General features: G+C 34.7%; 18 protein-coding genes. 9 read left to right on the top strand and 9 right to left on the bottom strand.

Going from position 1 to position 22614, the window contains the following annotated elements:
* Positions 1–162: 162 nt before the first annotated feature.
* From AAC084_RS02305 to AAC084_RS02285, 5 genes are all read right to left on the bottom strand, one after another.
* Positions 163–1797 (bottom strand): G-D-S-L family lipolytic protein, encoded by a 1635-nt coding sequence (locus AAC084_RS02305; RefSeq protein WP_339836351.1) that lies wholly within the window; start codon positions 1795–1797, stop codon positions 163–165.
* 19 nt (positions 1798–1816) lie between these two features.
* The gene (locus AAC084_RS02300; RefSeq protein ID WP_339836348.1) at positions 1817–4600 is read right to left on the bottom strand and encodes a TonB-dependent receptor; all 2784 of its coding nucleotides are present in this window, start codon (positions 4598–4600) and stop codon (positions 1817–1819) included.
* 189 nt (positions 4601–4789) lie between these two features.
* A complete protein-coding gene (gene glmS / locus AAC084_RS02295) occupies positions 4790–6634 on the bottom strand; it encodes a glutamine--fructose-6-phosphate transaminase (isomerizing) (protein WP_339836345.1) in 1845 nt (614 codons plus the stop codon).
* A gap of 152 nt (positions 6635–6786) precedes the next feature.
* Positions 6787–8700, bottom strand: coding sequence for a DUF4270 family protein (locus AAC084_RS02290; RefSeq protein ID WP_339836343.1), 1914 nt, complete (start codon positions 8698–8700; stop codon positions 6787–6789).
* A 5-nt stretch (positions 8701–8705) separates the two neighbouring features.
* A complete protein-coding gene (locus AAC084_RS02285) occupies positions 8706–9515 on the bottom strand; it encodes a glycogen/starch synthase (RefSeq protein WP_339836340.1) in 810 nt (269 codons plus the stop codon).
* 102 nt (positions 9516–9617) lie between these two features.
* Here AAC084_RS02285 and panC point away from each other — a divergent pair, with 102 nt between their 5' ends.
* The 6 genes from panC (at position 9618) to radA (ending at position 14615) form a co-directional block, all read left to right on the top strand.
* On the top strand, positions 9618–10463 hold the full coding sequence (gene panC, locus AAC084_RS02280) for a pantoate--beta-alanine ligase (RefSeq protein ID WP_339836338.1): 846 nt from the start codon (positions 9618–9620) through the stop codon (positions 10461–10463).
* Between the two features lie 13 nt (positions 10464–10476).
* Positions 10477–10827: an aspartate 1-decarboxylase gene (gene panD / locus AAC084_RS02275; protein WP_339836336.1), complete on the top strand. Its 351-nt coding sequence runs from the start codon at positions 10477–10479 to the stop codon at positions 10825–10827.
* Positions 10828–10829: 2 nt separating this feature from the next.
* Positions 10830–11795, top strand: coding sequence for a lysylphosphatidylglycerol synthase transmembrane domain-containing protein (locus tag AAC084_RS02270; protein ID WP_339836334.1), 966 nt, complete (start codon positions 10830–10832; stop codon positions 11793–11795).
* Between the two features lie 27 nt (positions 11796–11822).
* The gene (locus AAC084_RS02265; protein WP_339836331.1) at positions 11823–12965 is read left to right on the top strand and encodes an alpha/beta hydrolase-fold protein; all 1143 of its coding nucleotides are present in this window, start codon (positions 11823–11825) and stop codon (positions 12963–12965) included.
* A gap of 44 nt (positions 12966–13009) precedes the next feature.
* Entirely contained in the window at positions 13010–13180 is a 171-nt protein-coding gene (locus AAC084_RS02260) for a hypothetical protein (protein ID WP_159447518.1), read from the top strand.
* A gap of 73 nt (positions 13181–13253) precedes the next feature.
* Positions 13254–14615: a DNA repair protein RadA gene (gene radA / locus AAC084_RS02255; protein ID WP_339836328.1), complete on the top strand. Its 1362-nt coding sequence runs from the start codon at positions 13254–13256 to the stop codon at positions 14613–14615.
* 105 nt (positions 14616–14720) lie between these two features.
* On the opposite strand, the gene AAC084_RS02250 is transcribed toward radA, so the two are convergent.
* On the bottom strand, positions 14721–15761 hold the full coding sequence (locus AAC084_RS02250) for an aldo/keto reductase (protein WP_339836325.1): 1041 nt from the start codon (positions 15759–15761) through the stop codon (positions 14721–14723).
* A gap of 71 nt (positions 15762–15832) precedes the next feature.
* Complete coding sequence (locus AAC084_RS02245; RefSeq protein WP_339836322.1) at positions 15833–16597, bottom strand: exodeoxyribonuclease III; 765 nt, start codon at positions 16595–16597, stop codon at positions 15833–15835.
* 132 nt (positions 16598–16729) lie between these two features.
* Between AAC084_RS02245 and AAC084_RS02240 the strand changes: the two genes are divergently transcribed.
* Together AAC084_RS02240 and AAC084_RS02235 are read left to right on the top strand one after the other, a co-directional pair.
* Positions 16730–17251: a hypothetical protein gene (locus AAC084_RS02240; protein ID WP_339836319.1), complete on the top strand. Its 522-nt coding sequence runs from the start codon at positions 16730–16732 to the stop codon at positions 17249–17251.
* A gap of 26 nt (positions 17252–17277) precedes the next feature.
* Positions 17278–19365, top strand: coding sequence for a TonB-dependent receptor (locus tag AAC084_RS02235; RefSeq protein ID WP_339836317.1), 2088 nt, complete (start codon positions 17278–17280; stop codon positions 19363–19365).
* Positions 19366–19369: 4 nt separating this feature from the next.
* Here the strand turns inward: AAC084_RS02235 and AAC084_RS02230 are convergent, their stop codons facing one another.
* Both AAC084_RS02230 and AAC084_RS02225 read right to left on the bottom strand, forming a co-directional pair.
* Positions 19370–20911, bottom strand: a complete 1542-nt coding sequence (locus AAC084_RS02230; protein ID WP_339836314.1) for a glycine--tRNA ligase — start codon at positions 20909–20911, stop codon at positions 19370–19372.
* 37 nt (positions 20912–20948) lie between these two features.
* Positions 20949–21848 carry a hypothetical protein gene (locus AAC084_RS02225; protein ID WP_339836311.1) on the bottom strand — a complete coding sequence of 300 codons (900 nt, stop codon included), beginning with the start codon at positions 21846–21848 and terminating at the stop codon, positions 20949–20951.
* A gap of 41 nt (positions 21849–21889) precedes the next feature.
* Here AAC084_RS02225 and AAC084_RS02220 point away from each other — a divergent pair, with 41 nt between their 5' ends.
* Positions 21890–22597 (top strand): phosphoribosyltransferase family protein, encoded by a 708-nt coding sequence (locus AAC084_RS02220; RefSeq protein ID WP_339836308.1) that lies wholly within the window; start codon positions 21890–21892, stop codon positions 22595–22597.
* Positions 22598–22614: the final 17 nt, after the last annotated feature.

Genomic DNA, 22614 nt, shown 5'->3' with positions numbered 1-22614 from the left:
TTATGTTTATGTATTACGTTTAATATAATCTTAAAAATGCTCTCATTTTCAGGCTGCAAAGATATAGTATTCAATTTTAAACAAAAACTGTTTTTTGGCTTTTTTACAAAAGTAAAAAGGTGCCTATTCAGCACCTTTTATATCTTACTATTCTATAGGTTTCTATTGAAGCGTATATGAGAAATTTGTTGGATACTCCCCAACGTTCAATAAATTACCTGACGCTTCAAAATTTGAACCATACGTCACATCTATAGACTTCATAAATTCATTTGCCAATAAGGCATATCCTCTAGCAGTTGGGTGTATACCATCTAAAGAAAAGGCACTACCGGTCACTAAACTAGAAGTCAACGTAAATTGACCACTTGTAATACCACCGTTAGCTAATTGATTTAACAACGAGTTTGCATCAACCAATGCTAAGCCCGCTTGACTTGCAGTGGTTGCTATAATTTGATTAAATGCTTCGGTTGCAACAGCAATCTCTTCTTGTTCGCTAGGTATAAGCACCCATTTATCTTCTAACGGAAGCGAGATACCTTCAACAGAAAACTGACCCGCTAATTGTTGCGGCAATCCTGCTAAGACTAAATTGGAAACCGAAGTAGTATTTACCGTTCCAATAATAGAAGCACTTGGCAATACAAATAAGTCATCTGCAGTAGCCTCTCTTGTTTGCCCATAAGTACTACCTAACAACCCAGCAACTAAAGGCGCCGCTTCAACAGGCAATCCAAAAGATTGTACAAATGCTGGGAAAGTCGGACTAGCTCCTAAAACCCCAGCAATTTGAACGGATAAATCAGTTAAAGTTTCATCTCTAATAACTACCTCACTGGCAGCAGTTGTTGAAAATTCTATAGAACGTTCAGGAACTCCTAAAAAGGCATAAACTTGATTTAGCTGACTAAAAATTCCGTTCAAAGTGGCTATTTGTGATCCGAAGTCAGGGTTAGTTGGGTCTAAAGGATTATGAGGTACTGTTGTAAAATGAGGTACATCGGTCACATTAGGTATGTTAGCTACAACCCCTTGTGCTCCACCTGCCGAAAGAGTAGCTATCAAAGCTCCATAACTACCATCAAAACCAACACCAGGCACACCTGATACAGGAGTAATTGGATTCGTTCCATCACCACCCGTAGTTGCGTAACCTAAAACATCATTATTACCAATCCAAAGCGTGAAAAAACTTGGAGCTTGACTTACCGCCATTTCTAATACACTAATATTTGGGGTTGTTCCTGTCATTCTTACAAAATAAGGATTTGCAAGTCCTAAAGATACGTTTGCCAAATTACCATAACCAGGCGCTAAAAGATGAAAGCTTTTCGCCCCAGGAACACCTAAGTTATTGAATGGTCCCGTAGGATTGTTTAAAGCAATATCAGTCGTAACCGTAACATCACCAATAATAGTTTCCAGGTCAACAGGACCCGCTCCACCAAACACCAATCTAGGTGCCTGAATTCTAACACCTCCAGCAGCAAGTCCACCTAAATTATCATTGGTTAATGGCTGAGTGAAACTACCACCACCAACTAAACTAAATTTTTGTGATAATAGATTTGGTAAAGACAATGTTTGACCTGCTTGAAATAAAGCGCCATCCGTAAAACCAGCTGTTAACGAGTTTCCCAACGAAACATAGTTAGAAAAATCAGCTGACCCAGCGTTTAATTCTGCACGCTCTTCAACCATCACTTCGGGCGTGATGTCCACATCTTCCGGGTCATTACAAGCTGTAAAAGCCATAACCCCTAAAGAAATATATATATATTTTAAGTTTTTCATTTCAACTTTTGATTTAAAATTAGTTGTTAATAGTCCAAGATAAATAGTACATAGATCCTATGAACCCAGTACCGAATGCAGTGTAGTATTCTTTATTAGTAAGGTTAGTACCCCCTAATTTGAACGTAGATTTTATACTTGGTACATCATAATTAATTTGAGCATCAACTACATGGAATTCTGGAATAACACCGTTTCCAAAAGTAGCTTCCCAGAAATAATCGTCACTAAATCTGTAGGAAACATTGAAACCGAAATTATCGAACAATTGTTTATTACCAAAAGAAGCTTTAAACTTATGCTCTGGTGTATTAAAATTCAACATTACATCAGGATTAGCTTCACGATCAAAATCAAGTTTCGTAAACGTATAACTTCCTTCTAAATCAAAATTACCAAGCACTTTCATACTTAACCCTAATGATGCTCCATAAGAATTTACATTTGCATCTGTATTCGTATACGCACTATAGGCCTGAAAGTCTCCATTAGCAAGTGCTGCAACGGACAATCCGCCATCTCCTGCAGTCCCATAATAAGGAGCAATAACCACCTCTTGAGAAATAAAATCTTTATAACTATTGTAATAGGTACTAAAATCAATGACCAGTTTATCAACCTTACCTCTATAACCAACTTCAACAGACGTTACTTTTTCTGGTTTAATTATATCAGGATTCGAAACAACCAAATCTGCGGGGTTTCCTGTTTCCCCTAAACGAGTCGCCGAAGCCGCTGAATAAGAATTGTTATAGGCAGCAGCACCCGTTTGTGTAATAGTTTCTGGCTGACCTAACAACTGGCCACCTCCACTTACTTCAAAATCTCTAGAATAACGATCCAAATTATCTGGTGCCGAACCTACCAATATTGCTCGACCTGCATCTAACCCAATAAAAAGATCTTGAGTAGTTGGATTTCTAAATCCTGTTTGTGCCGAAGCTCTAATATTGTGATTTCTATTCAATGTAAAACCAGCAGATAATCTTGGCGAGATAAATCCATCAAAAAATTCAGATTTATCATAACGCATAGAACCTGTTAGCTTCAAACTTCTGTCATTTTCAAATGGCAGCGTTTTCTGAACCTGTGAATAGATTCCAAATTCAGAGTAATTAATTGGTCCGTCAAAATCAGTATAAATAGTTCCAGAAGAATTTAAACTATATTCTCTAAAAGAACCACCAACTTGAATTTCTGCCCAATCGATTAAATGACTAAAGTTATAATTTGCATCTGCATGATAATATTTTGAAGCATCTTGAAATTTAGACCCTGTTACTAAATTAGGATCATTAATACTTCTGTTAAAAGCAGCTTGAAATTCTGGAGTTCCAGGCAAATATCTACCTGTTTCAGCCTGTGCTCTTGCAGCTGTATGAGCCTGTTCATCAGTTGCACCGCCTAAAGTTGCCTGAACATATGCACCAGTATATTCTCCAAACCATGTATTATCATCTTTCCAAGCCCTATTTATTTGAATTCCAGTAAAAACCATATCATATGAATCTCCTGCTTTATCGGAAACTACATAACCTCTTACAAAAAAATTATCATTTTTAATTTCTAATTTATGTTGCTCCTGAAAGAACCCTGCTATGTTATATCTATTTGTTCCTTGATAAATAGTGTTCCCCGTACCTACTTTACCAACATATGACAATTCTAAACTATTATCCTCAATAGGTCTATAGTATAATCCCCAATCAGCTTTAATGCTTTCAGCATTATAATTGGTCAATACACTTTCATTGTAACCTGTTCTACTAACCTCTTGTGAAGGAACCAATGCATTAGCACCAGCCGGTAAAATACCTAATCCTTCTAGAGTAACAGCTACATCTTTAATATCTGTAGAGACCTCATCACCATATACATTTATACCATCATAATTTAAATCTGCTCTTGTGCCTCCAGGAGTTGTTTTATCCACCTCACTAGTTGCAGCCCAATCAGTACCTTTAAGGTAGCCGAAATTGACCTTTGCCGCGAACTTATCGCTGAATTTATGAGCCGCTCTTATACCTACATCTGTATATGCATTGTCACCCGCGGCTTTTTGAGATGTAATACCGCGCTTTATTGATACACTAATTCCTTCATGGTCAAAAGGACTTTTACTACGCATGAATAAAATACCATTAAATGCATTTGCTCCATACAATGCTGAAGAAGCACCAGGTAGCAATTCAACACTTGATACATCAGTTTCTATCATACCTACTAAATTCCCTATAGGGAAATTCAAAGCAGGTGTGGAATTATCCATCCCATCAACCAGTTGCATAAATCGAGTGTTTGCGAAAGACGCAAAACCTCTTGTGTTAACCGACTTAAAGGTTAAACTATTTGTATTGACATCTACCCCTTTCAAATTTTCAAGTCCGCCATAAAAATCTGCAGCAGTTGTACTCTTGATAGTCTCGATCCCCATACGTTCTACGGTAACGGGTGATTCAAAAATACGCTCTGGAGTTCTTGATGCCGAAATTACAACCTCGTCTAAAAAGGTTTGAGACTCATTTAGTGTTATAGTTAGGGTTTGACTTGCACTTATGATATTTGCGGTTGTATTGGTATATCCGATACTCGAAACCTCTATTTTAAAAGGCGGAACTTCAGAGGTAGCCAAGTTAAAATTACCGTCAAAATCAGTTACTGTTCCAATGGTCTTGCCAACAATAACGATATTGGCCCCGGGAATAGGCTCGTTGTTTTGGTCAACAACAATACCATTGATATTGGTCTGGGAAAACCCAAAAGTACCAATAGCCATCAATGCTAAAAGTAGAATTGCTCTCATTCTTAATTAAAGTTTAAAATTAGTTGGTGGTTAAGATACAGATAATTTTAAATGCATTATAGTAATTTGAAAAAAATTATGCATGCATAGTATTATTATGGTAATATAACACCTATATAATTCAGAAATATGCAATAAAAAAGGGGCCTGAAATATTTCAGGCCCCTTTTTTATAAAATTAAATTGAGTTTATTCTACTGTAACCGATTTTGCAAGATTTCTCGGTTGATCAACATTACAACCTCTCATTACAGCAATATGATAAGAAATTAATTGTAACGGAATAGTCGTTAGCAAAGGTGTTAAACTTTCTAATGTCTCTGGCACCTCAATTACATGATCCGCCAAATCCCTAACCTGTTCGTCACCTTCGGTAACAATTGCAATTATCTTACCCTTTCTTGATTTTATTTCTTGAATATTACTTACTACTTTTTCATAATGACCTTTTTTAGTAGCAATTACGAAAACTGGCATTTGCTCATCAATCAACGCTATTGGACCATGCTTCATTTCTGCAGCTGGATATCCTTCCGCATGAATGTAACTTATTTCCTTTAGTTTAAGCGCACCTTCTAAAGCCACCGGAAAATTATATCCCCTACCTAAATAAAGACAATTAGTAGAATCTTTATATACGTCAGCAATAATTTCAATCAACGGATTTGACTGTAGTGCTTTTTCAACCTTACTTGGAATTGTTTCTAGCTCAGTTAAAAATTCATGATATCTAGTTTCGGAGAAAACCCCTTTTGCTTTTGCCAATTTTAGTGCAATTAATGTTAGCACAGTTATTTGAGTAGTAAAAGCTTTTGTAGAAGCAACTCCTATTTCTGGGCCAGCATGTGTATATGCACCTGCATCTGTTTCTCTAGCAATGGAAGAACCTACTACGTTACATACTCCAAAAACGAAAGCGCCTTTTTCCTTGGCCAATTTAATAGCTGCTAAAGTATCTGCTGTTTCTCCTGATTGCGAAATAGCAATAAGTACGTCTTTATCTGTAATTACGGGATTTCTATATCTAAATTCAGAAGCATACTCTACCTCAACAGGAATTCTAGCTAAATCTTCAAAAATATACTCCGCAACTAAACCTGCATGCCATGAAGTACCGCATGCAACAATTATAATTCTATTTGCATTAAGGAACTTTTCCATATTCTGGTCAATTCCTGCCATTCTAATTAATCCTTGTTCTGCTAATAAACGACCTCTATATGTATCTTTAATCGCTCTTGGTTGTTCATAAATCTCCTTCAGCATAAAGTGGTCATAACCACCTTTTTCAATTTCCTCAAGATTCATCTGCAATTCCAAAACGCTAGGGTAAGCTACAGAATCATCTTTTATCTTTCTTAATTTTATCTCTTTACCCAAACGAATAATAGCCATTTCTTCATCTTCAAGGTATACGGCATTATTTGTGAACTCAATAAATGGAGAAGCATCTGATGCAATGAAAAATTCTTTTTCACCAATACCAATCGCCAATGGACTACCTAATTTAGCAACTACAATTTCATCTGGCTTATTTTTATCGAATACCGCAATGGCATAAGCACCTACTACTTGATTTAGAGCAATCTGAACTGCCTTACCAAGCTTTACGTCTTCTGTTTTCTTAACTTCCTCAATAAGATTCACCAATACTTCTGTATCAGTATCTGAATGGAATATATAACCCCTTTTGGTTAATTCTTGTTTAATAGCCTCATAATTTTCTATGATACCATTATGAATAATAACCAAATCACCTGAATTAGAATAATGTGGATGAGAATTTACATCATTAGGCACACCATGTGTTGCCCAACGAGTATGACCTATACCTATATGTCCTTTTTGTGAAATACTTTCAGCCTTTTTCTTTAAATCTTCTACCTTACCTTTTGTTTTAGCAAGGTTAATTTGATTACCATCGAACAATGCAATACCAGCACTATCGTAACCACGATACTCTAATCTCTGAAGACCTTTTATTATAATGGGAAAAGCGTCCCTATAACCTATGTAACCTACAATTCCACACATAAAATTATTATTTGATGATTTTATTCGACATTAATTTCCACAAAAGTATAGTTACTTGTCTGGAAATTAAGTCATTTAGGATATACAACGTGAATATTCTTTAAAATGATATGTTTAGATAAAAAAATATCAAATCAACTCTTAAATATCACCTAATCAGCTTTTGTATAATATATTTCAAGTTTTAACCTTTTATCATAATTTGGGTCAGAAACTTGAATATTACTACCATAAAGTATAGTCCCAAATGGTGTCAAATTAGAAGTAGTTGCGATTCTTTTTTCACCGTCATTAACTTTAGCATTGGCAACATTCCAGTTTTGGATATTTGTGGATAATGTCAAAGCCAAAGTAGCGTTAGTAGAATCTCTTAATACCAAATTATTAATGTGGTCTGTTATTTTTACAGAGTACTTAAGACCCTTTCCATTAGATTTTTCAATAATACCGTCATAATTTAGGTAAGCTCCAAACATCTCTTGAGCTGTAAGATTATTTTGCTCTGTATTTGGATTTATCAAAGGGAAATTATTTTCAGCATTGTATAAATAAAGCCGAGGAGGCTCCAATTCACTACCATTGGTATCTAATTGATTTCTGTCAATATAAAAAACTAGATTAGCCTCATTAATCACCCAATTCTCACTTCGAATTTGTTCAATAATACTCTCCCCACCATTTTCTTCGAATAAATTAATCTCAGCATAAGTACCTGGCCCACCTTTTAAATAAATTCTAGAAGCGTTTTCAGTATTATCCAATGATTGTACTATCTCTGGTCCATAGTTTTCTGTAATAATTGTATTAACAGCATTTCCTGTAACAGATCCACTTGAAAGTTGTGATAAAAATGAGAAAACGTAATCTTTTTCTTTGATAGCGTTGGGTGTATCATCGCTCGTATCATCAATAGTGCTATTGGCGTCATAACTATTATAGGTGTACGTTAATGTTACATTAGCATTTTTTAAATCGAAAAGAAATAAAACATCATTACCAACTTCATCCTCAATTGAAAAATGCAATCCTCTTATAAATTCAGTGAAATTAGATTGGCTTAACAACTCAGAACTGCCTTCTTTATCCAAAATATTTTCTTGAAAAAATTCATTATTTAAAGGAATTCGAATGCCAGGGCCAAGCTTATTGAAGGTTAAAGATTCATCATCATCTTCAGTAGATTCATCATCATCATTCGCAATTAGAATCTCCTCATCATCAATATCAACGTCACCTTCGAACAATACTTCTGAAACAAAATCAGGAGAAAACTCTTGGTTTGAATAATATTCCTGTGATTCTTGAAAATTAGCATTTGGATCTAAATCTCTTAGAAAAAATGTTGATCTCTCCACCTTTAAATTAAATGAAGGTAATGTTGACTTGTTTACATTATCATAATTTTGACCATTGATATAGATACTATCTAACTCAATCTTCTTAGCAAAATTATTTGTAAAAATTGCTGTCCCATCATTATCGTTCAAACCATCACGATCTGCGTCTACACTATTAGCATCCAAAGGATCTGTATTAGATGCAGTTTCTATTGAATTAGAAACACCATCCCCATCATTATCATTTTCACTATTATCTGGATCAGCGTCAAATTCATCAACAACACCGTCTCCATCAGTATCTGTCGCTATACTTTTAGTTAAAAACGGAATATAAAGATATACCTCTTTAACGGTTTCATTTTCCTCTATAGTGGTTATTAACTCACCAGAGTTTCCTGCACTATTTTCCTTATTTTGAGATAAAGCACCGAACGTAGGATTAGCTGTGCTAAGAAACAATTGAGTTGTTACCGACGCTTGAGTTTTACCATAAACTGGGTCGTTATAATTTCCTAATTGATATATTGGAAGCTTATTTGTTTGTACTGCCTCTACATTCTTATTATATGCAAAAACATCATATACTTCCTGTCCTGTAGTAAAGGGCTCGTTGCCAACAACCCCAGAACCAATAGTAGTCAAATCTTGTTCACATGATACCAAAAAACCAAATATCAATAACATTCCCAAAAACCTGGGAGTAGCGGAATTATAAAAAAAATTCATTCAGATTATTTTAAAACTTCGGTGTTATAAAAATTAGCATATGCCTCTTCAAATTCTTGAACGGGTACATATGGTAACACTGGTTTTTCTTGGTTGGAAATATGGTTTTCTAATTCTTCTGGAATGTCTTCCGAAGCTAAAATAATAGCATCAGAATAATCTACAGCTACCTTTAACAAATTATTATAGGTAGGATCCGCTAAAGATGCAATTGCCTCATCTGGTATACCATCAAATGCAATTTTTTTGATCATATCCTTATCTAGAGAACCTTCAAAGGTTTTACCATAAACAGACAATACAATTTTACTATCAGCAAAAAGTGGCTCATCGGCATAGAATTTTTTCAAATACAACGGCAACAAGCTAGCCATCCATCCATGTACATGAATAATATCTGGTGACCAATTCAATTTTTTCACAGTTTCCATAACACCTTTTGCAAAGAAAATTGCACGTTGGTCATTATCAGGAAAAAGATTACCTTGTTTATCGGTAAATGTTGCTTTACGCTTAAAGTACTCTTCGTTATCGATAAAGTAAACCTGTATTCTTTCTTTTGGAATAGATGCTACTTTAATGATTAATGGCATGTCCATATCATTAATAACCAAATTCATTCCGGAAAGTCGAATTACTTCGTGTAATTGATGCCTTCTTTCATTGATGTTACCATATCTCGGCATGAATATCCTAATCTGACCACCATTGCTGTTGACCATTCTAGGTGCTTCATAAGACATTTGGGAAACTTCGTTTTCGGGTAAGTAAGGAACTAATTCAGAAGATACAAACAATATCTTTTTACCATTCATAAAGGTTATATTTTATTTTTCACTGGAACGTAAGTGCAAAATTACGAAAAATATAGAGATTAGCAGTAATTATAGTAAGTTTGCTCGCTAATGAACTTTTCAATGTTGGTAATTAAGACCATAAATGAACTTAAGGGAGAACTAAATAAAATTGACAACTCCTCAGATCTTGGTCTTGTACCGACCATGGGGGCACTACATCTAGGACACATGTCTCTATTAAAAAAGGCCTTGTCTGAAAACAAAAAAGTAGTTGTCAGCATTTTTGTTAACCCTACCCAATTCAACAATACAGATGATCTCGAAAAATATCCAAAAACGTTAGATAACGATGTTAATTTAATTTCTACTATTTCAAAGGAAATAATTGTTTTCGCTCCTTCTGTTACCGAAATCTATAAAGACCATGTAAAAACTAAAATTTATGATTTTGCTGGACTTGATAAAGTTATGGAAGGTGAGTTTAGAGGTAATCATTTCAACGGGGTCGGTACAATTGTTGAAGCACTTTTTAGTATTGTAAATCCAAAAAGAGCGTATTTCGGTGAAAAAGATTTTCAACAATTACGCATTATTCAAAAACTTGTAGAGCTAGAGAAAATACCAGTTGAAATTATTGGCTGCGAAATAGTACGTGAAAAACACGGTTTAGCCATGAGCTCTAGAAATGAAAGGTTGAGCGTAACAATACGACAAAATGCTGCATTCATTTATGAAACCTTAAAAACTGTCAAAGATAAATTTGGCATGAAAAGTGTACTTGATGTGAAGGAATGGGTCGCTGAGCAATTTCAGAATAGTCTTGATTTTGAATTAGAATATTTCGAGATTACAGATGTAGAAACTTTGACCCCAACTAAGAATAAAAATTTAAACATAAAATATCGGGCATTTATTGCTGTTTACGCGGAAGACGTAAGACTTATAGATAACATTGCCCTCAATTAATTAATTTTGTACTATGCAAATTGAAGTAGTTAAATCAAAAATTCATCGAGTAAAAGTTACTGGGGCAGACCTTAATTATGTAGGAAGCATCACTATTGACGAAGACCTTATGGATGCTGCTAATTTTATTCGTGGCGAAAAAGTACAGATTGTTAACAATAATAACGGAGAACGCCTTGAAACTTATATTATTCCAGGGCCACGAAAAAGTGGAGAAATTACTTTAAACGGTGCTGCAGCAAGAAAGGTTTCGGTAGGTGATGTGCTTATATTAATTTCGTATACTTGGATGGATATTGAAGAAGCCAAAATATTCAATCCGTCATTGGTATTTCCAAATGAAGAAACTAATTTATTGACCTAATCTTGACAGTTGCCCTAAAAAAAAATCTTAAGATAATACTCCCAATAGCATTGGGAGTTTTTTTAGTTTGGTATTCTTACAATTCTACTACACCAGAGAATAGAAAAGAAATAATTTTCTACATTAAAGAAGCAGATCCCCTTTACGTTTTCCTTTCTATTCTTTTAGGTATTTTAGGTCATATTTCTAGAGCAATTCGATGGAATTATCTTTTAGAGCCTTTAGGTTACAAACCCCGTATCAGTAATAATATATTAATAATATTGACATCCTATTTTGCCAATCTTGGTATACCAAGAACTGGTGAAGTACTTAGAGCAACAGCACTCACCACCTATGAAAATGTACCTTTTGAAAAAGGATTTGGCACTATAGTCACCGAAAGGGTGATTGATGTAATAATGCTGCTTTCTATTGTTATGGTTGCATTTTTGCTACAGACAGATGTAATCATGAGTATGTTACAAGAACGCGGCTTTAATCTAAACGGACTACTCATACTCGCTGGGTCTGGAGCTATATTATTCGTTTTATTTGTTGTCTTTATAAAAAAATCTAAAAACACCTTTGCCCAAAAAATTAAAACATTTTTAAAAGGGTTGCTTGATGGTGTATTCAGTATTTTTAAAATGAAACATAAGTGGTTATTTATTTTTCATACTTTGTTCATTTGGGGATGCTATATCGGTATGCTTTGGATTATAAAATTTACAGTACCCGAAACTATTCCCCTTACTTTAAGTCAATTGTTAGTAGCCTTTGTTGCAGGTGCTTTTGCAATGGCAACTACGAATGGGGGCATTGGCCTTTACCCAATTGCAGTTAGTAGTGCTTTGACTATTTTTGGCATTAGCGCTATCTCTGGTGATGCCTTTGGTTGGATAATTTGGATTGCCCAGACATTAATGATAGTTGTTTTTGGTGCAATATCTTTTCTTTTATTACCGTTATTGAACAGAATCAAATAGTAATCTTACTATTTACAATTACCATATATGCGTTATGTATCCATAATATTCGCACTTTTATTTTGCGTAGTATCCTATTCCCAAACTACTCAAGAGATTTTTGAGTCTTTTAAACTTCAAGAAAGAAGGGACGTGCATTACTATTTTCCCGAAAAAATGGATGAGAATAAAAAATACCCTCTCATTATAGTTCTTGATGGTGAATATCTTTTTGAACAAGTTGTTGCCTCATCAAAATTCTATAGTCGTTTTCATGGTATGCCACAAAGTATCGTTGTAGGTATTGACCAAAGTAAAAATGATCTTAGATATGAAGACTGCGCATTTGAGCCTGACAGCGGCTTGCCTTCTGAAAAAGGCAAAAGCTTTTATGAATTTATTGGTATGGAACTTATTCCATATTTAGATTTAAACTATAGTACGGCTCCTTTTAAAATGATTGTTGGTTACGACATCACAGCTAATTTCATGAATTACTGGTTGTTTAAGGATAATTCAATTTTTGATGCCTATATAAGTATTTCACCTACTCTCGCTCCAGAAATGGAAACTAGAGTACCAATGAGACTTAATACTTTTAAAAATCAAATATTCTATCAGGTTATAGTAGAAGGTGAGCAAAACAAGGATACTCAACGAATAGCAACTATGGACCAGGGCATTAAAGCTTTGGAAAAAGAATCATTACATTATTATTTTGATGAATATAAAAATGCCGACCACATTTCAGTAGCGACTTATGGTATTGGCAAAGCATTCGATAATATTTTCGGGATGTTCAAACCTATTAGTCCTAAAGAATATAAAACTCAAATACTTACGAGTGAAGAACCGGTTTTCAATTACTTAGAAAGCAAATACCAAGGTATTGTTGACATATTTGGTTTCAGTAAACCTGTAGAACTGAATGATATTATGGCCATTTATGCAGCATCAAGGAAAAAGGAAGATTTTGAATCATTAAAACCTCTTTCTGATCTTTGCAAAAAAGAATATCCTGAAACTATGCTCGGCTTTTATTTTGAAGGCGAATATTATGAACAATTAGGAGAACCTAAAAAAGCACTTAAAACGTTTGAAAAAGCTTTTCAGATGGAAGAAATAGATTTTTTAACTAAAGAAATGGCCCTTGAAAAGATGGACGCATTAAAAGCCGATTTCGGATTTTAATTTATTTAAACAGCTAGTTCCCAAATTAGCCCAACCTACTTATTATGATAAAAATTAACGCAATGTACTTCGTGTTTTCCGGAGTACTATTTACTTATTTCGGATTAAAAGGAGATTTTATTATTCCCTACAGCGGTATTGCCCTATTTATGGCTTGGGCATCCTTTTTCTTAGCATTTAGTGCTCACAAAAAAGAAAGTTCACAAGATAATTAACGCTTAATTACTAAGCGACATCCGCTCATTTCAAACTTCTTGCTACCTTTAGCTCTTTCAGTAAAAGCTAAAGATGGCCAAAACAAAAACTACATTTTTTTGTCAAAATTGTGGAACACAGTATGCTAAATGGGTAGGGCAATGCTCTGCCTGTAAACAATGGAATACCGTTGTGGAAGAAGTTGTACAAAAAGAGGAAAAGGTACATTGGAAATTACCCTCACAAACTTCAAAAAGAGTTTCCAAACCTCTTTTGGTCAATGAAATTAGTATTGAAAAAGAAGTTCGTTTAAATACCTTCGACCTTGAATTCAATAGGGTTTTAGGTGGCGGATTAGTGCCTGGCGCATTAGTGTTATTGGGCGGAGAACCTGGTGTGGGAAAAAGCACCCTTTTGCTTCAAATTGCCTTAAAACTGCCTTATAAAACTTTATACGTTTCTGGCGAGGAAAGTCAGAAGCAGATTAAAATGCGGGCCGATAGAATTCATCCAAATAGCGAAACTTGCCTCATTCTAACAGAGACAAAGACACAGAATATCTTTAAGCAGATTGAAGCCACAGAACCAGATATAGTGGTTATCGATTCCATTCAAACCCTACATTCAGATTACATCGAATCTGCTGCAGGTAGTATTTCACAAATACGTGAATGTACCGCTGAACTTATAAAATTTGCCAAAGAAACCAATACACCTGTAATTCTCATTGGTCATATTACCAAAGATGGCTCCATTGCAGGGCCAAAAATTTTAGAGCACATGGTCGATACTGTTTTGCAGTTTGAGGGTGACCGAAATTATGTCTATCGCATACTAAGGTCATTAAAGAATAGATTTGGTTCTACCGCAGAACTTGGTATTTATGAAATGCAAGGCAGTGGCTTAAGAGAAGTCAATAATCCATCCGAAGTACTTATTTCTAAAAATGACGACGGATTAAGTGGTACAGCAATCGCATCAACAGTAGAAGGTATGCGCCCTCTGCTTATTGAAATACAAGCATTAGTAAGCACAGCTGTTTACGGAACACCTCAACGTTCTACTACTGGCTACAATGCCAAACGATTGAATATGTTATTAGCGGTATTAGAAAAACGGGCCGGGTTTAAATTAGGCGCAAAAGATGTTTTCTTAAATATTACAGGCGGCATTTCGGTCGATGACCCAGCCATTGATTTGGCGGTAATTGCTGCAATACTTTCAAGTAATGAAGACATACCAATCGACAAGGGCATCTGTTTTGCCGCAGAGGTTGGTTTGGCTGGTGAAATTAGACCTGTTCAACGTGTTGAGCAACGTATATTAGAAGCAGAAAAATTAGGATACACCACGATAATCATATCAAAAAATAATAAGATTGGTCTAAAATCGACTAAGATAAAAATTCTACTGGCTTCTAAAATTGAAGAGGTTGCTAGCAACCTTTTTGGCTAACGTTTATCTCTCATTATTCTCGCAAAAACCATAATAACTACAATAACAGCCAAAATCACGACTATCTGCCAAAAACCAACCTTTAAAAAAACAAGACTTCTCATATTACGGAGCGGGGTTAGGTATTAAATTATGTATTGTTTCAATTTCTTTAAGTATATCATCCGATAGATTAATATCAATACTACCTATATTTTCTTCTAATTGGCGCATTGTTGTAGCTCCAATAATAGTACTAGTTACAAAAGGTCTTGAGTTTACAAACGCCAATGCCATTTGCACCAAAGTAAGACCGTTTGCCTGTGCCAACTCATAATACCTTTTAGTTGCCTCGACAGCGGTAGAGCTGATATATCTATTATATTGAGGAAATAAGCTTAACCTTGAACCCTCGGGCATGCGATCACCTAAGTATTTACCGCTTAAGGTACCAAAGCCTAATGGAGAGTATGCCAGCAAGCCAACCTGTTCCCTTGCAGAGATTTCTGCCATACCAACTTCAAACAACCTATTTAAAAGGCTATAAGGGTTCTGTACGGTTATTGTTCTTGGCAATGTTCCATGAACCTTACTTTCCTCTAGAAAACGCATCATGCCCCAAGGGGTTTCATTAGAAATACCTATATGTCTAATTTTTCCTTCTCGAATTAAATCGCGTAATGTTTCTAAAACTTGATGAATATTATCTTCCCAATAATCTGTTATATCATTTACAAAGCCTCTTTGTCCAAAATAATTGGTACTGCGGTCTGGCCAATGCAATTGATACACATCAATATAATCAGTTTGTAATCTTTCTAAACTTCCTTCAACCGCGTCAATAATTGATTCTCTAGTGAAACCTGTTGTACGAATGAACTTCGTCATTTCTGCCTTTCCAGCTATTTTCGACGCAAGAACGACTTCTTTCCTATTCCCATTTTTCTTAAACCAATTACCAATAATTTTCTCTGTAGCAGCATATCTATCTTTATGGGCGGGTATTGGATACAATTCTGCTGTATCTAAGAAATTTACACCCTTATCCACTGCAAAATTAAGTTGTTCATGTCCTTCGGCTTCCTTGTTTTGGTTTCCCCAGGTCATTGTACCCAAACATATTTTACTTACTTCAATATCGGTATGTGGTAAATTGGTATAAATCATTAAATTTTAATTTTTGCATAATTAAAACGCAAAACTACTAAATATATTGAGGGTACTTATGTCTCATATTCCTAATGATCTATCTCTATCAAAATAGGGCAATGATCACTATGCTTAGCTCCAGATAAAATTACAGAACGTGACAATCTATCTTTCAAGGTTTTAGCTACCATACCATAATCTAATCGCCATCCTTTATTATTATTTCTTGCATTTGCCCTATAGCTCCACCATGTATAATTATCAGGTTCCGAATTAAATTCCCTAAAACTATCTATAAAACCACTCTTCATAAAATCTCCTATCCATTCACGCTCAACAGGTAAAAAACCCGATACATTTTTTAAACCAACAGGGTTATGAATATCTATAGCTTCATGACAAATATTATAATCTCCAAGAATAACGAGATTGGGATTGGTTTTACGTAATTCATTAGTATACTCCTGAAAATCTGCCATATACATAAGTTTATAATCTAATCGCTGAAAATTTGTACCAGAAGGTAAGTACATGCTCATAATAGATATATCTCCAAAATCTGCCCTAATATTTCTACCCTCAAAATCCATATGCTCAATACCTGTACCGAATACAACGGCATCTGGTTTAGACTTAGAAAGTATCGCTACCCCACTATATCCTTTCTTTTGGGCGCTAAACCAATAATTATATTTATACCCAGCTTCTTCAAATAACGAAAGATCCAATTGATCCTCATTAGCCTTAATTTCCTGCAGACATACAACGTCAGGTGAAACGGTGGCCAACCAGTCTAAAAACCCTTTTTTAACTGCCGCCCTAATTCCATTGACATTGTAAGATATGATTTTCATACTTTTTTTATTTTAGGTTAAAAATAGAAAAGTGCGATAGATTATACCGGTATGCAATCTATTAATATCCTAATTTCTTAGCTTTGAACCATAATTTGATTTGCACCTATTATTATTATTAAAAAATAATTCATGAATAAGTTTATCTTTTCAATTCTACTATTTTACATTTCAACCGCTTCATTTGCACAGGCATATTCTAATGATTCATACCTACATGAGGTCAAATTTAATATCGGTCACTTTTTAGTTACAACCACTACCGAAGTTGCTTATGAATATTATTTGAATGAAGATACCAGTATTGGTGGAACACTTTATTTTAATGGAGACGCAACAGATTATAATGGTAATTTTGGAATTGGCCCCAATGTAAGGGCTTACTTTGGTTATGCTCCGCGTAGTGGTATGTTCGCCGAAGTTTTCGCACTATATTTCACGGGTGAAGATGATGAGGTTTCAGAAACATTAGGGAGTAGAAATTACGATTATTCAACTACCGCAATTGGTTTAGGCGCTGGATATAAATGGACTACTAGAAGTCAAAGATTTATAATTGAAATAAATGGAGGTCTTGGTAGGAATATTAATCCAGAAGATTTTCAAAATGACTTTATGTTTCGGGCTGGTCTATCCTTAGGTTTCCGTTTTTAATGGGTATTTTTGGGGTTTAATTCCCTATGAAAAAATCAATTTTATACTTTCTTTTTTTAGCTTTCTCATTTAGTGTAGGTGCTCAAACTATAACAGTAAAAGATAGTGTCACGCAATTAAGCGAGGTTATTGTTATCGACACCTTAACTGCCAAAAATGCTATTGGCATTATACCATCTCAAATAATTGGAGCAAAGGTTTTTCAAAATTATAGTCCTGTAGATTTTATAAGTTCAATAAACCAGATTTCTGGGGTTTATGCTTTATCAGGAGCACTAAACACCAATAGAATAACCATAAGAGGTGTGGGCTCAAGAACACCTTATGGCACTGATAAATTAAGGCTTTACTATAATAATATTCCTATAACCAACGGAACAGGCTCATCAACTATTGAAGCTTTTGATTTAGAGAACCTTACATCTGTTGAAATTATTAAAGGCCCTAAGGGGACAGGATTTGGAACTAATTTAGGTGGCTCCATCATTTTAAACACCAAACAAATTAGCAATCAACCTACCAAGTTTACCAACAATACTACCATAGGTTCTTATGGGCTATTAAAAAACAGTTTCGGATTTTCACACTCTCAAGACGATTTCTACATGACCTTTCAATATGGTCACATGGAAGTTGACGGATACCGCGAAAACAACAGATTCGAGCGTGACGGATTTCTATTAAATACAATTTTCAAACTTTCAGAAAAAAGCGAAATAGGTCTTTTGGTAAATCATATTGATTATTCTGCTCAAATCGCAAGCTCAATAGATCAAGAAGATTTTAATGAAAACCCAACTCAAGCTGCATTCACATGGGGAGCATCAAAAGGTTATGAAGACAACAATTATAGTCTTGTAGGCCTTTCGCACACTTATTACGCAAGTTCTAAACTAAAGAACACCACTAGTTTGTTCTATACATATTTAGATCACTACGAACCTGCACCATTTAACATTCTAGATGAGTACACCAATGGTTACGGCCTTAGAACTTTATTTACCGGTAATGTTATCATTTCAGAAAACACCCTATCCTATACTTTTGGCGGAGAGCTTTACAAAGATGAATACAATTGGGGAACTTTTGAAAACCTTTACAAAGAAAATAATGGTAATGGAAGTTTACAAGGCGATAGATTATCCCAAAACAAAGAATTCAGAAGTCAAATCAATAGTTTCGCTACAGTTTCATACCCTTTTACCAATAAATTAACAGCGCAACTAGGTTTAAACGTCAATAAAACTCAATATGATTTTAGAGATTTATTAAACATAGGAGACGAAAACACTAGTGCAGATAGAAGTTTCAAAACATTGTTTTTACCAAGTTTAGATGTAAACTATGCATTAACCCAAACAAATAATCTTTACGCGAATATTAGTCGTGGCTTTTCAAACCCTAGCTTAGAAGAAACATTAACGCCTGATGGAATAATAAATCCGAACATTGTTCAAGAAACAGGAACCAATTACGAAATAGGTATTGAACACAAAAGCAATGATAATCGATTGAAATTAGACGTGGCCTTCTATTTAATGCCAATAAAAAACCTACTAGTTGCAAAAAGGGTTAGTGATAACCAATATATTGGTCGAAATGCAGGTAAGACAAGGCACCAAGGAATAGATTTGGATGGGAGCTATCGAATTAGTTTATCTGACAAAATAATTCTTAGCCCGTTTGTAAGCTATACCTACAACAACCACTCATTTGTTGAATTTATCGATGAAGAAGCTAATGAAGATTATAGTGGAAATTCTTTAACAGGAGTTCCTAAACATAAATTAAATTCTGGAATACAAACCACATTCGGAAACGGACTTTATGCCAATGTTACTCATCTATTTATAGATGAAATTCCGCTGACAGATGCAAATTCTCTTTATAGTGACTCTTTCAATCTACTCAATATAAAACTGGGTTACAAAAAGCAGGTTTTAGAAAAATTAATGATTGGTTTAGATTTTGGCATTAACAATCTTACGGATACAAAATACGCTCAATCTGTTTTAATAAATGCAACTGGTTTTGGTGGTAATGCCCCAAGGTATTTCTACCCTGGGAACAATATAAATTATTATGGGAGTGTAAAACTAAGTTACACGCTTTAAAATATTACATCTTTTTCAACCAGGTCTTCATATCGACCGCATCATGAATGATACTGTTTAAATCTGAAATGGCAACCCTTTCCTGCTCCATTGAATCTCTATGTCGAATGGTTACCGTTTGATCCTCTAAAGTTTGATGATCTACTGTAATACAAAATGGCGTTCCATTGGCATCTTGCCTTCTATAACGTCTACCCACAGCATCTTTTTCGTCATACGTTACATTGAAGTCCCATTTCAGATCATCTACAATACTATGTGCTATTTCTGGTAAACCATCTTTCTTCAGCAATGGCAAAATAGCTGCTTTAACTGGTGCTAAAACGGCAGGCAATTTAAGTACGGTTCTAGTAGTATTGTTTTCTAACTCCTCTTCTTTAAGAGAATTAGAGAATACAGCTAAGAACATTCTATCTAAACCTATTGAAGTTTCTAATACGTAAGGCACATAATTTTTATTTACCTCATGGTCGAAATACTGAAGCTTCTTTCCTGAAAATTTCTCGTGACTACTTAAATCAAAATCGGTACGTGAATGTATACCTTCCAATTCTTTAAAACCAAATGGAAAACGGAATTCTATATCTGCTGCTGCATCTGCATAATGTGCTAATTTCTCATGGTCATGAAAACGGTAATTATCCTGTCCTAAACCTAAAGATAAGTGCCATTTCATTCTCTTTTCTTTCCAGACCTCGTACCATTCTTTCTGAGTACCAGGCTGTATAAAAAATTGCATTTCCATCTGTTCAAATTCACGCATTCTAAAAATGAATTGTCTAGCTACAATTTCATTTCTAAAAGCTTTTCCGGTCTGGGCAATTCCGAAAGGAATCTTTAAACGTCCAGATTTTTGAACATTTAAAAAGTTTACGAAAATTCCTTGAGCAGTCTCTGGTCTAAGAAATAGGTCCATCGCACTTTCTGCATTGGCACCTAACTTTGTACCAAACATAAGATTGAACTGCCTCACGTCTGTCCAGTTCTTAGAACCAGACATTGGGCAAGCTATGTCCAATTCCTCAATAAGTGCCTTAACATCGGCCAAATCTTCATTTTGCAAAGATTTACCTAATCGTGTTAAAATAGTTTTCCCTTGTTGTTGATAATCGACTACTCGTTGATTCGTTTCCAAGAACGTCTTCTTGTCAAAAGCTACACCAAAACGTTTTTGAGCCTTATTGACCTCCTTTTCGATTTTTGCATCAATTTTAGCCACATAATCTTCGACTAAAACATCTGCTCTATATCTTTTTTTAGAATCTTTATTATCTATTAAAGGGTCGTTGAATGCATCGATATGCCCAGATGCTTCCCATGTAGTAGGATGCATAAAAATAGCTGCATCTAACCCAACAATATTATCATTGAGGTGTACCATGGCTTTCCACCAATATTCGCGTATATTTTTTTTTAGTTCAACACCGTTTTGACCGTAGTCATATACAGCGCTTAACCCATCATAAATTTCACTCGATTGAAATACATAACCGTATTCCTTTGCATGCGATATTACACGCTTAAAATCATCTTCTTGCTTTGCCATGCGGCAAAAATAGGATAATAGCTTAAAAAATGTATAATTATTTTAATTGAAATTCTGAAGAAGTAATCAAACGTTCATCTTCAAACACATTTAAGGTATAGCTACCTTCCATCAATGAGCCTTCTGGTATGGTGATAGACTCACATACATAAGTATCCAATCCAGTAAAAACAAATTCTACTCTTTTACTATATATATTTCCGTTTACGGTAATAGTATTGGCATTATCCTCTATAATTTGTTTATTAGGATTTAAAAACTGTAGATAAATAACCTTTTCATTATCTGATTCACTTTCATCGGCCAAAATAGTGACACAACCTCTTAATTTTTCAATAATCGAAGCTTTGTTAGTTTTAGTAGGCCTTGTATTTCGAATAAGTCTAAATCCACTGCCTTCGGCGTTAGCCATCTTCAAATAACTCTTCGTTTTTAATTTTTGATTAAGCTCAAGAATCTTTCTTCTCTGTAATGCCTCAGCCTCTGCCAACGAACTACTATTAGCTCTTAATTGTTCAACTTGTTTACGAGACTCATCATATTTGTCTGTAAGAAGCATGTTATTATAGCGTAAAAAGTTATTCTTTAAAAGTAAACTATCATTCTTTGATTCTAATCTACGTAGTTCTGTTTTGAACTCTCTCAGTTTCTGAACGGTAAAATTTAATCGCCCTACAGAATCTAAAAGCTCTTGAACCTTATATTTAGAATCTTGCAATTCAATTTCATTCATTTCACTTTTGGCAGACAAACGGTCTACGTCAGCTTTCATAATGGTAAGGTCTTTTATCAAAATAGACTTCTCTTGTTCTAAAAAGCTTATTTGCGCATCAGATTGAGCGTAACTGTAGTAAAAGGCAATCAAAAGCGCTATAATAACTGCCACAAATGCGGCGAGTATTATTTTATAATTGAATTGGTTATCTTGACTATCCATTTAATAAGCGGGCTGTAGGTTAATTAAATCTGTAAAATTTGATGCAAAACAGAATTTCAAATATACTAAAGGATGTTACCAACATACTGTTGCCCATATCATGTTTTGGTTGTAATGCACGATTATATAGAGGAGAGGCATTTCTCTGTACCTCTTGCCGACACCAATTACCTCTCACCGAGTATAACTTTAACGAAGAAAATGCCGTTGACCGTATTTTTTATGGTCGAATTAACATTAAAAAGGCAAATTCATTCTTATTCTTTACCGAAATTGGAATAGTAAAAAACTTAATTCACTTTTTAAAATATAAGAATCAAGAGAGTATAGGAGAATTTTTAGGTGATTGGCACGGGCAAATTTTAAAGCAACAAGGTGACTTGGTAGATATTGATTATGTAATTCCTGTTCCCTTACACAGAAAGAAATTAAGACAACGCGGTTATAACCAAGTTGCACTTTTCGCCAAACAAATTGCTGTTCACCTGAATGCCACTTATGCAGATGACTTGCTAATTAAAACAGCAAATACCAAAACCCAGACCAAAAAGAATAGGCTGAGCAGATGGCAAGATAATCGTTCTTTGTATGAAATAAATAATAAGCAATTACTTAAGAATAAAAACATATTATTGGTCGATGATGTAATTACTACAGGTGCAACAATGGAGATTTGCGCCAATACCTTTAAAGACATTGAAGGGATTACCATTTATATTTCGAGTATGGCTGTTGTGCCAAAGGCTTAGATTTCTATAAAATATGT

It is taken from the genome of uncultured Maribacter sp. (genome assembly GCF_963977385.1).
GTDB lineage: Bacteria > Bacteroidota > Bacteroidia > Flavobacteriales > Flavobacteriaceae > Maribacter.
The sequence above is the reverse complement of the archived record's forward strand: the minus strand, read 5'-3'. Positions and strand labels throughout refer to the sequence as shown.

What these genes read in the sequence shown, in the direction of transcription:
- AAC084_RS02305 (WP_339836351.1), bottom strand. Translation starts at nt 1,797, where the DNA reads ATGAAAAACTTAAAATATATATATATTTCTTTAGGGGTTATGGCTTTT.
- AAC084_RS02300 (WP_339836348.1), bottom strand. Translation starts at nt 4,600, where the DNA reads ATGAGAGCAATTCTACTTTTAGCATTGATGGCTATTGGTACTTTTGGG.
- glmS (WP_339836345.1), bottom strand. Translation starts at nt 6,634, where the DNA reads ATGTGTGGAATTGTAGGTTACATAGGTTATAGGGACGCTTTTCCCATT.
- AAC084_RS02290 (WP_339836343.1), bottom strand. Translation starts at nt 8,700, where the DNA reads ATGAATTTTTTTTATAATTCCGCTACTCCCAGGTTTTTGGGAATGTTA.
- AAC084_RS02285 (WP_339836340.1), bottom strand. Translation starts at nt 9,515, where the DNA reads ATGAATGGTAAAAAGATATTGTTTGTATCTTCTGAATTAGTTCCTTAC.
- panC (WP_339836338.1), top strand. Translation starts at nt 9,618, where the DNA reads ATGTTGGTAATTAAGACCATAAATGAACTTAAGGGAGAACTAAATAAA.
- panD (WP_339836336.1), top strand. Translation starts at nt 10,477, where the DNA reads ATGCAAATTGAAGTAGTTAAATCAAAAATTCATCGAGTAAAAGTTACT.
- AAC084_RS02265 (WP_339836331.1), top strand. Translation starts at nt 11,823, where the DNA reads ATGCGTTATGTATCCATAATATTCGCACTTTTATTTTGCGTAGTATCC.
- AAC084_RS02260 (WP_159447518.1), top strand. Translation starts at nt 13,010, where the DNA reads ATGATAAAAATTAACGCAATGTACTTCGTGTTTTCCGGAGTACTATTT.
- radA (WP_339836328.1), top strand. Translation starts at nt 13,254, where the DNA reads ATGGCCAAAACAAAAACTACATTTTTTTGTCAAAATTGTGGAACACAG.
- AAC084_RS02250 (WP_339836325.1), bottom strand. Translation starts at nt 15,761, where the DNA reads ATGATTTATACCAATTTACCACATACCGATATTGAAGTAAGTAAAATA.
- AAC084_RS02245 (WP_339836322.1), bottom strand. Translation starts at nt 16,597, where the DNA reads ATGAAAATCATATCTTACAATGTCAATGGAATTAGGGCGGCAGTTAAA.
- AAC084_RS02240 (WP_339836319.1), top strand. Translation starts at nt 16,730, where the DNA reads ATGAATAAGTTTATCTTTTCAATTCTACTATTTTACATTTCAACCGCT.
- AAC084_RS02235 (WP_339836317.1), top strand. Translation starts at nt 17,278, where the DNA reads ATGAAAAAATCAATTTTATACTTTCTTTTTTTAGCTTTCTCATTTAGT.
- AAC084_RS02230 (WP_339836314.1), bottom strand. Translation starts at nt 20,911, where the DNA reads ATGGCAAAGCAAGAAGATGATTTTAAGCGTGTAATATCGCATGCAAAG.
- AAC084_RS02225 (WP_339836311.1), bottom strand. Translation starts at nt 21,848, where the DNA reads ATGGATAGTCAAGATAACCAATTCAATTATAAAATAATACTCGCCGCA.
- AAC084_RS02220 (WP_339836308.1), top strand. Translation starts at nt 21,890, where the DNA reads ATGCAAAACAGAATTTCAAATATACTAAAGGATGTTACCAACATACTG.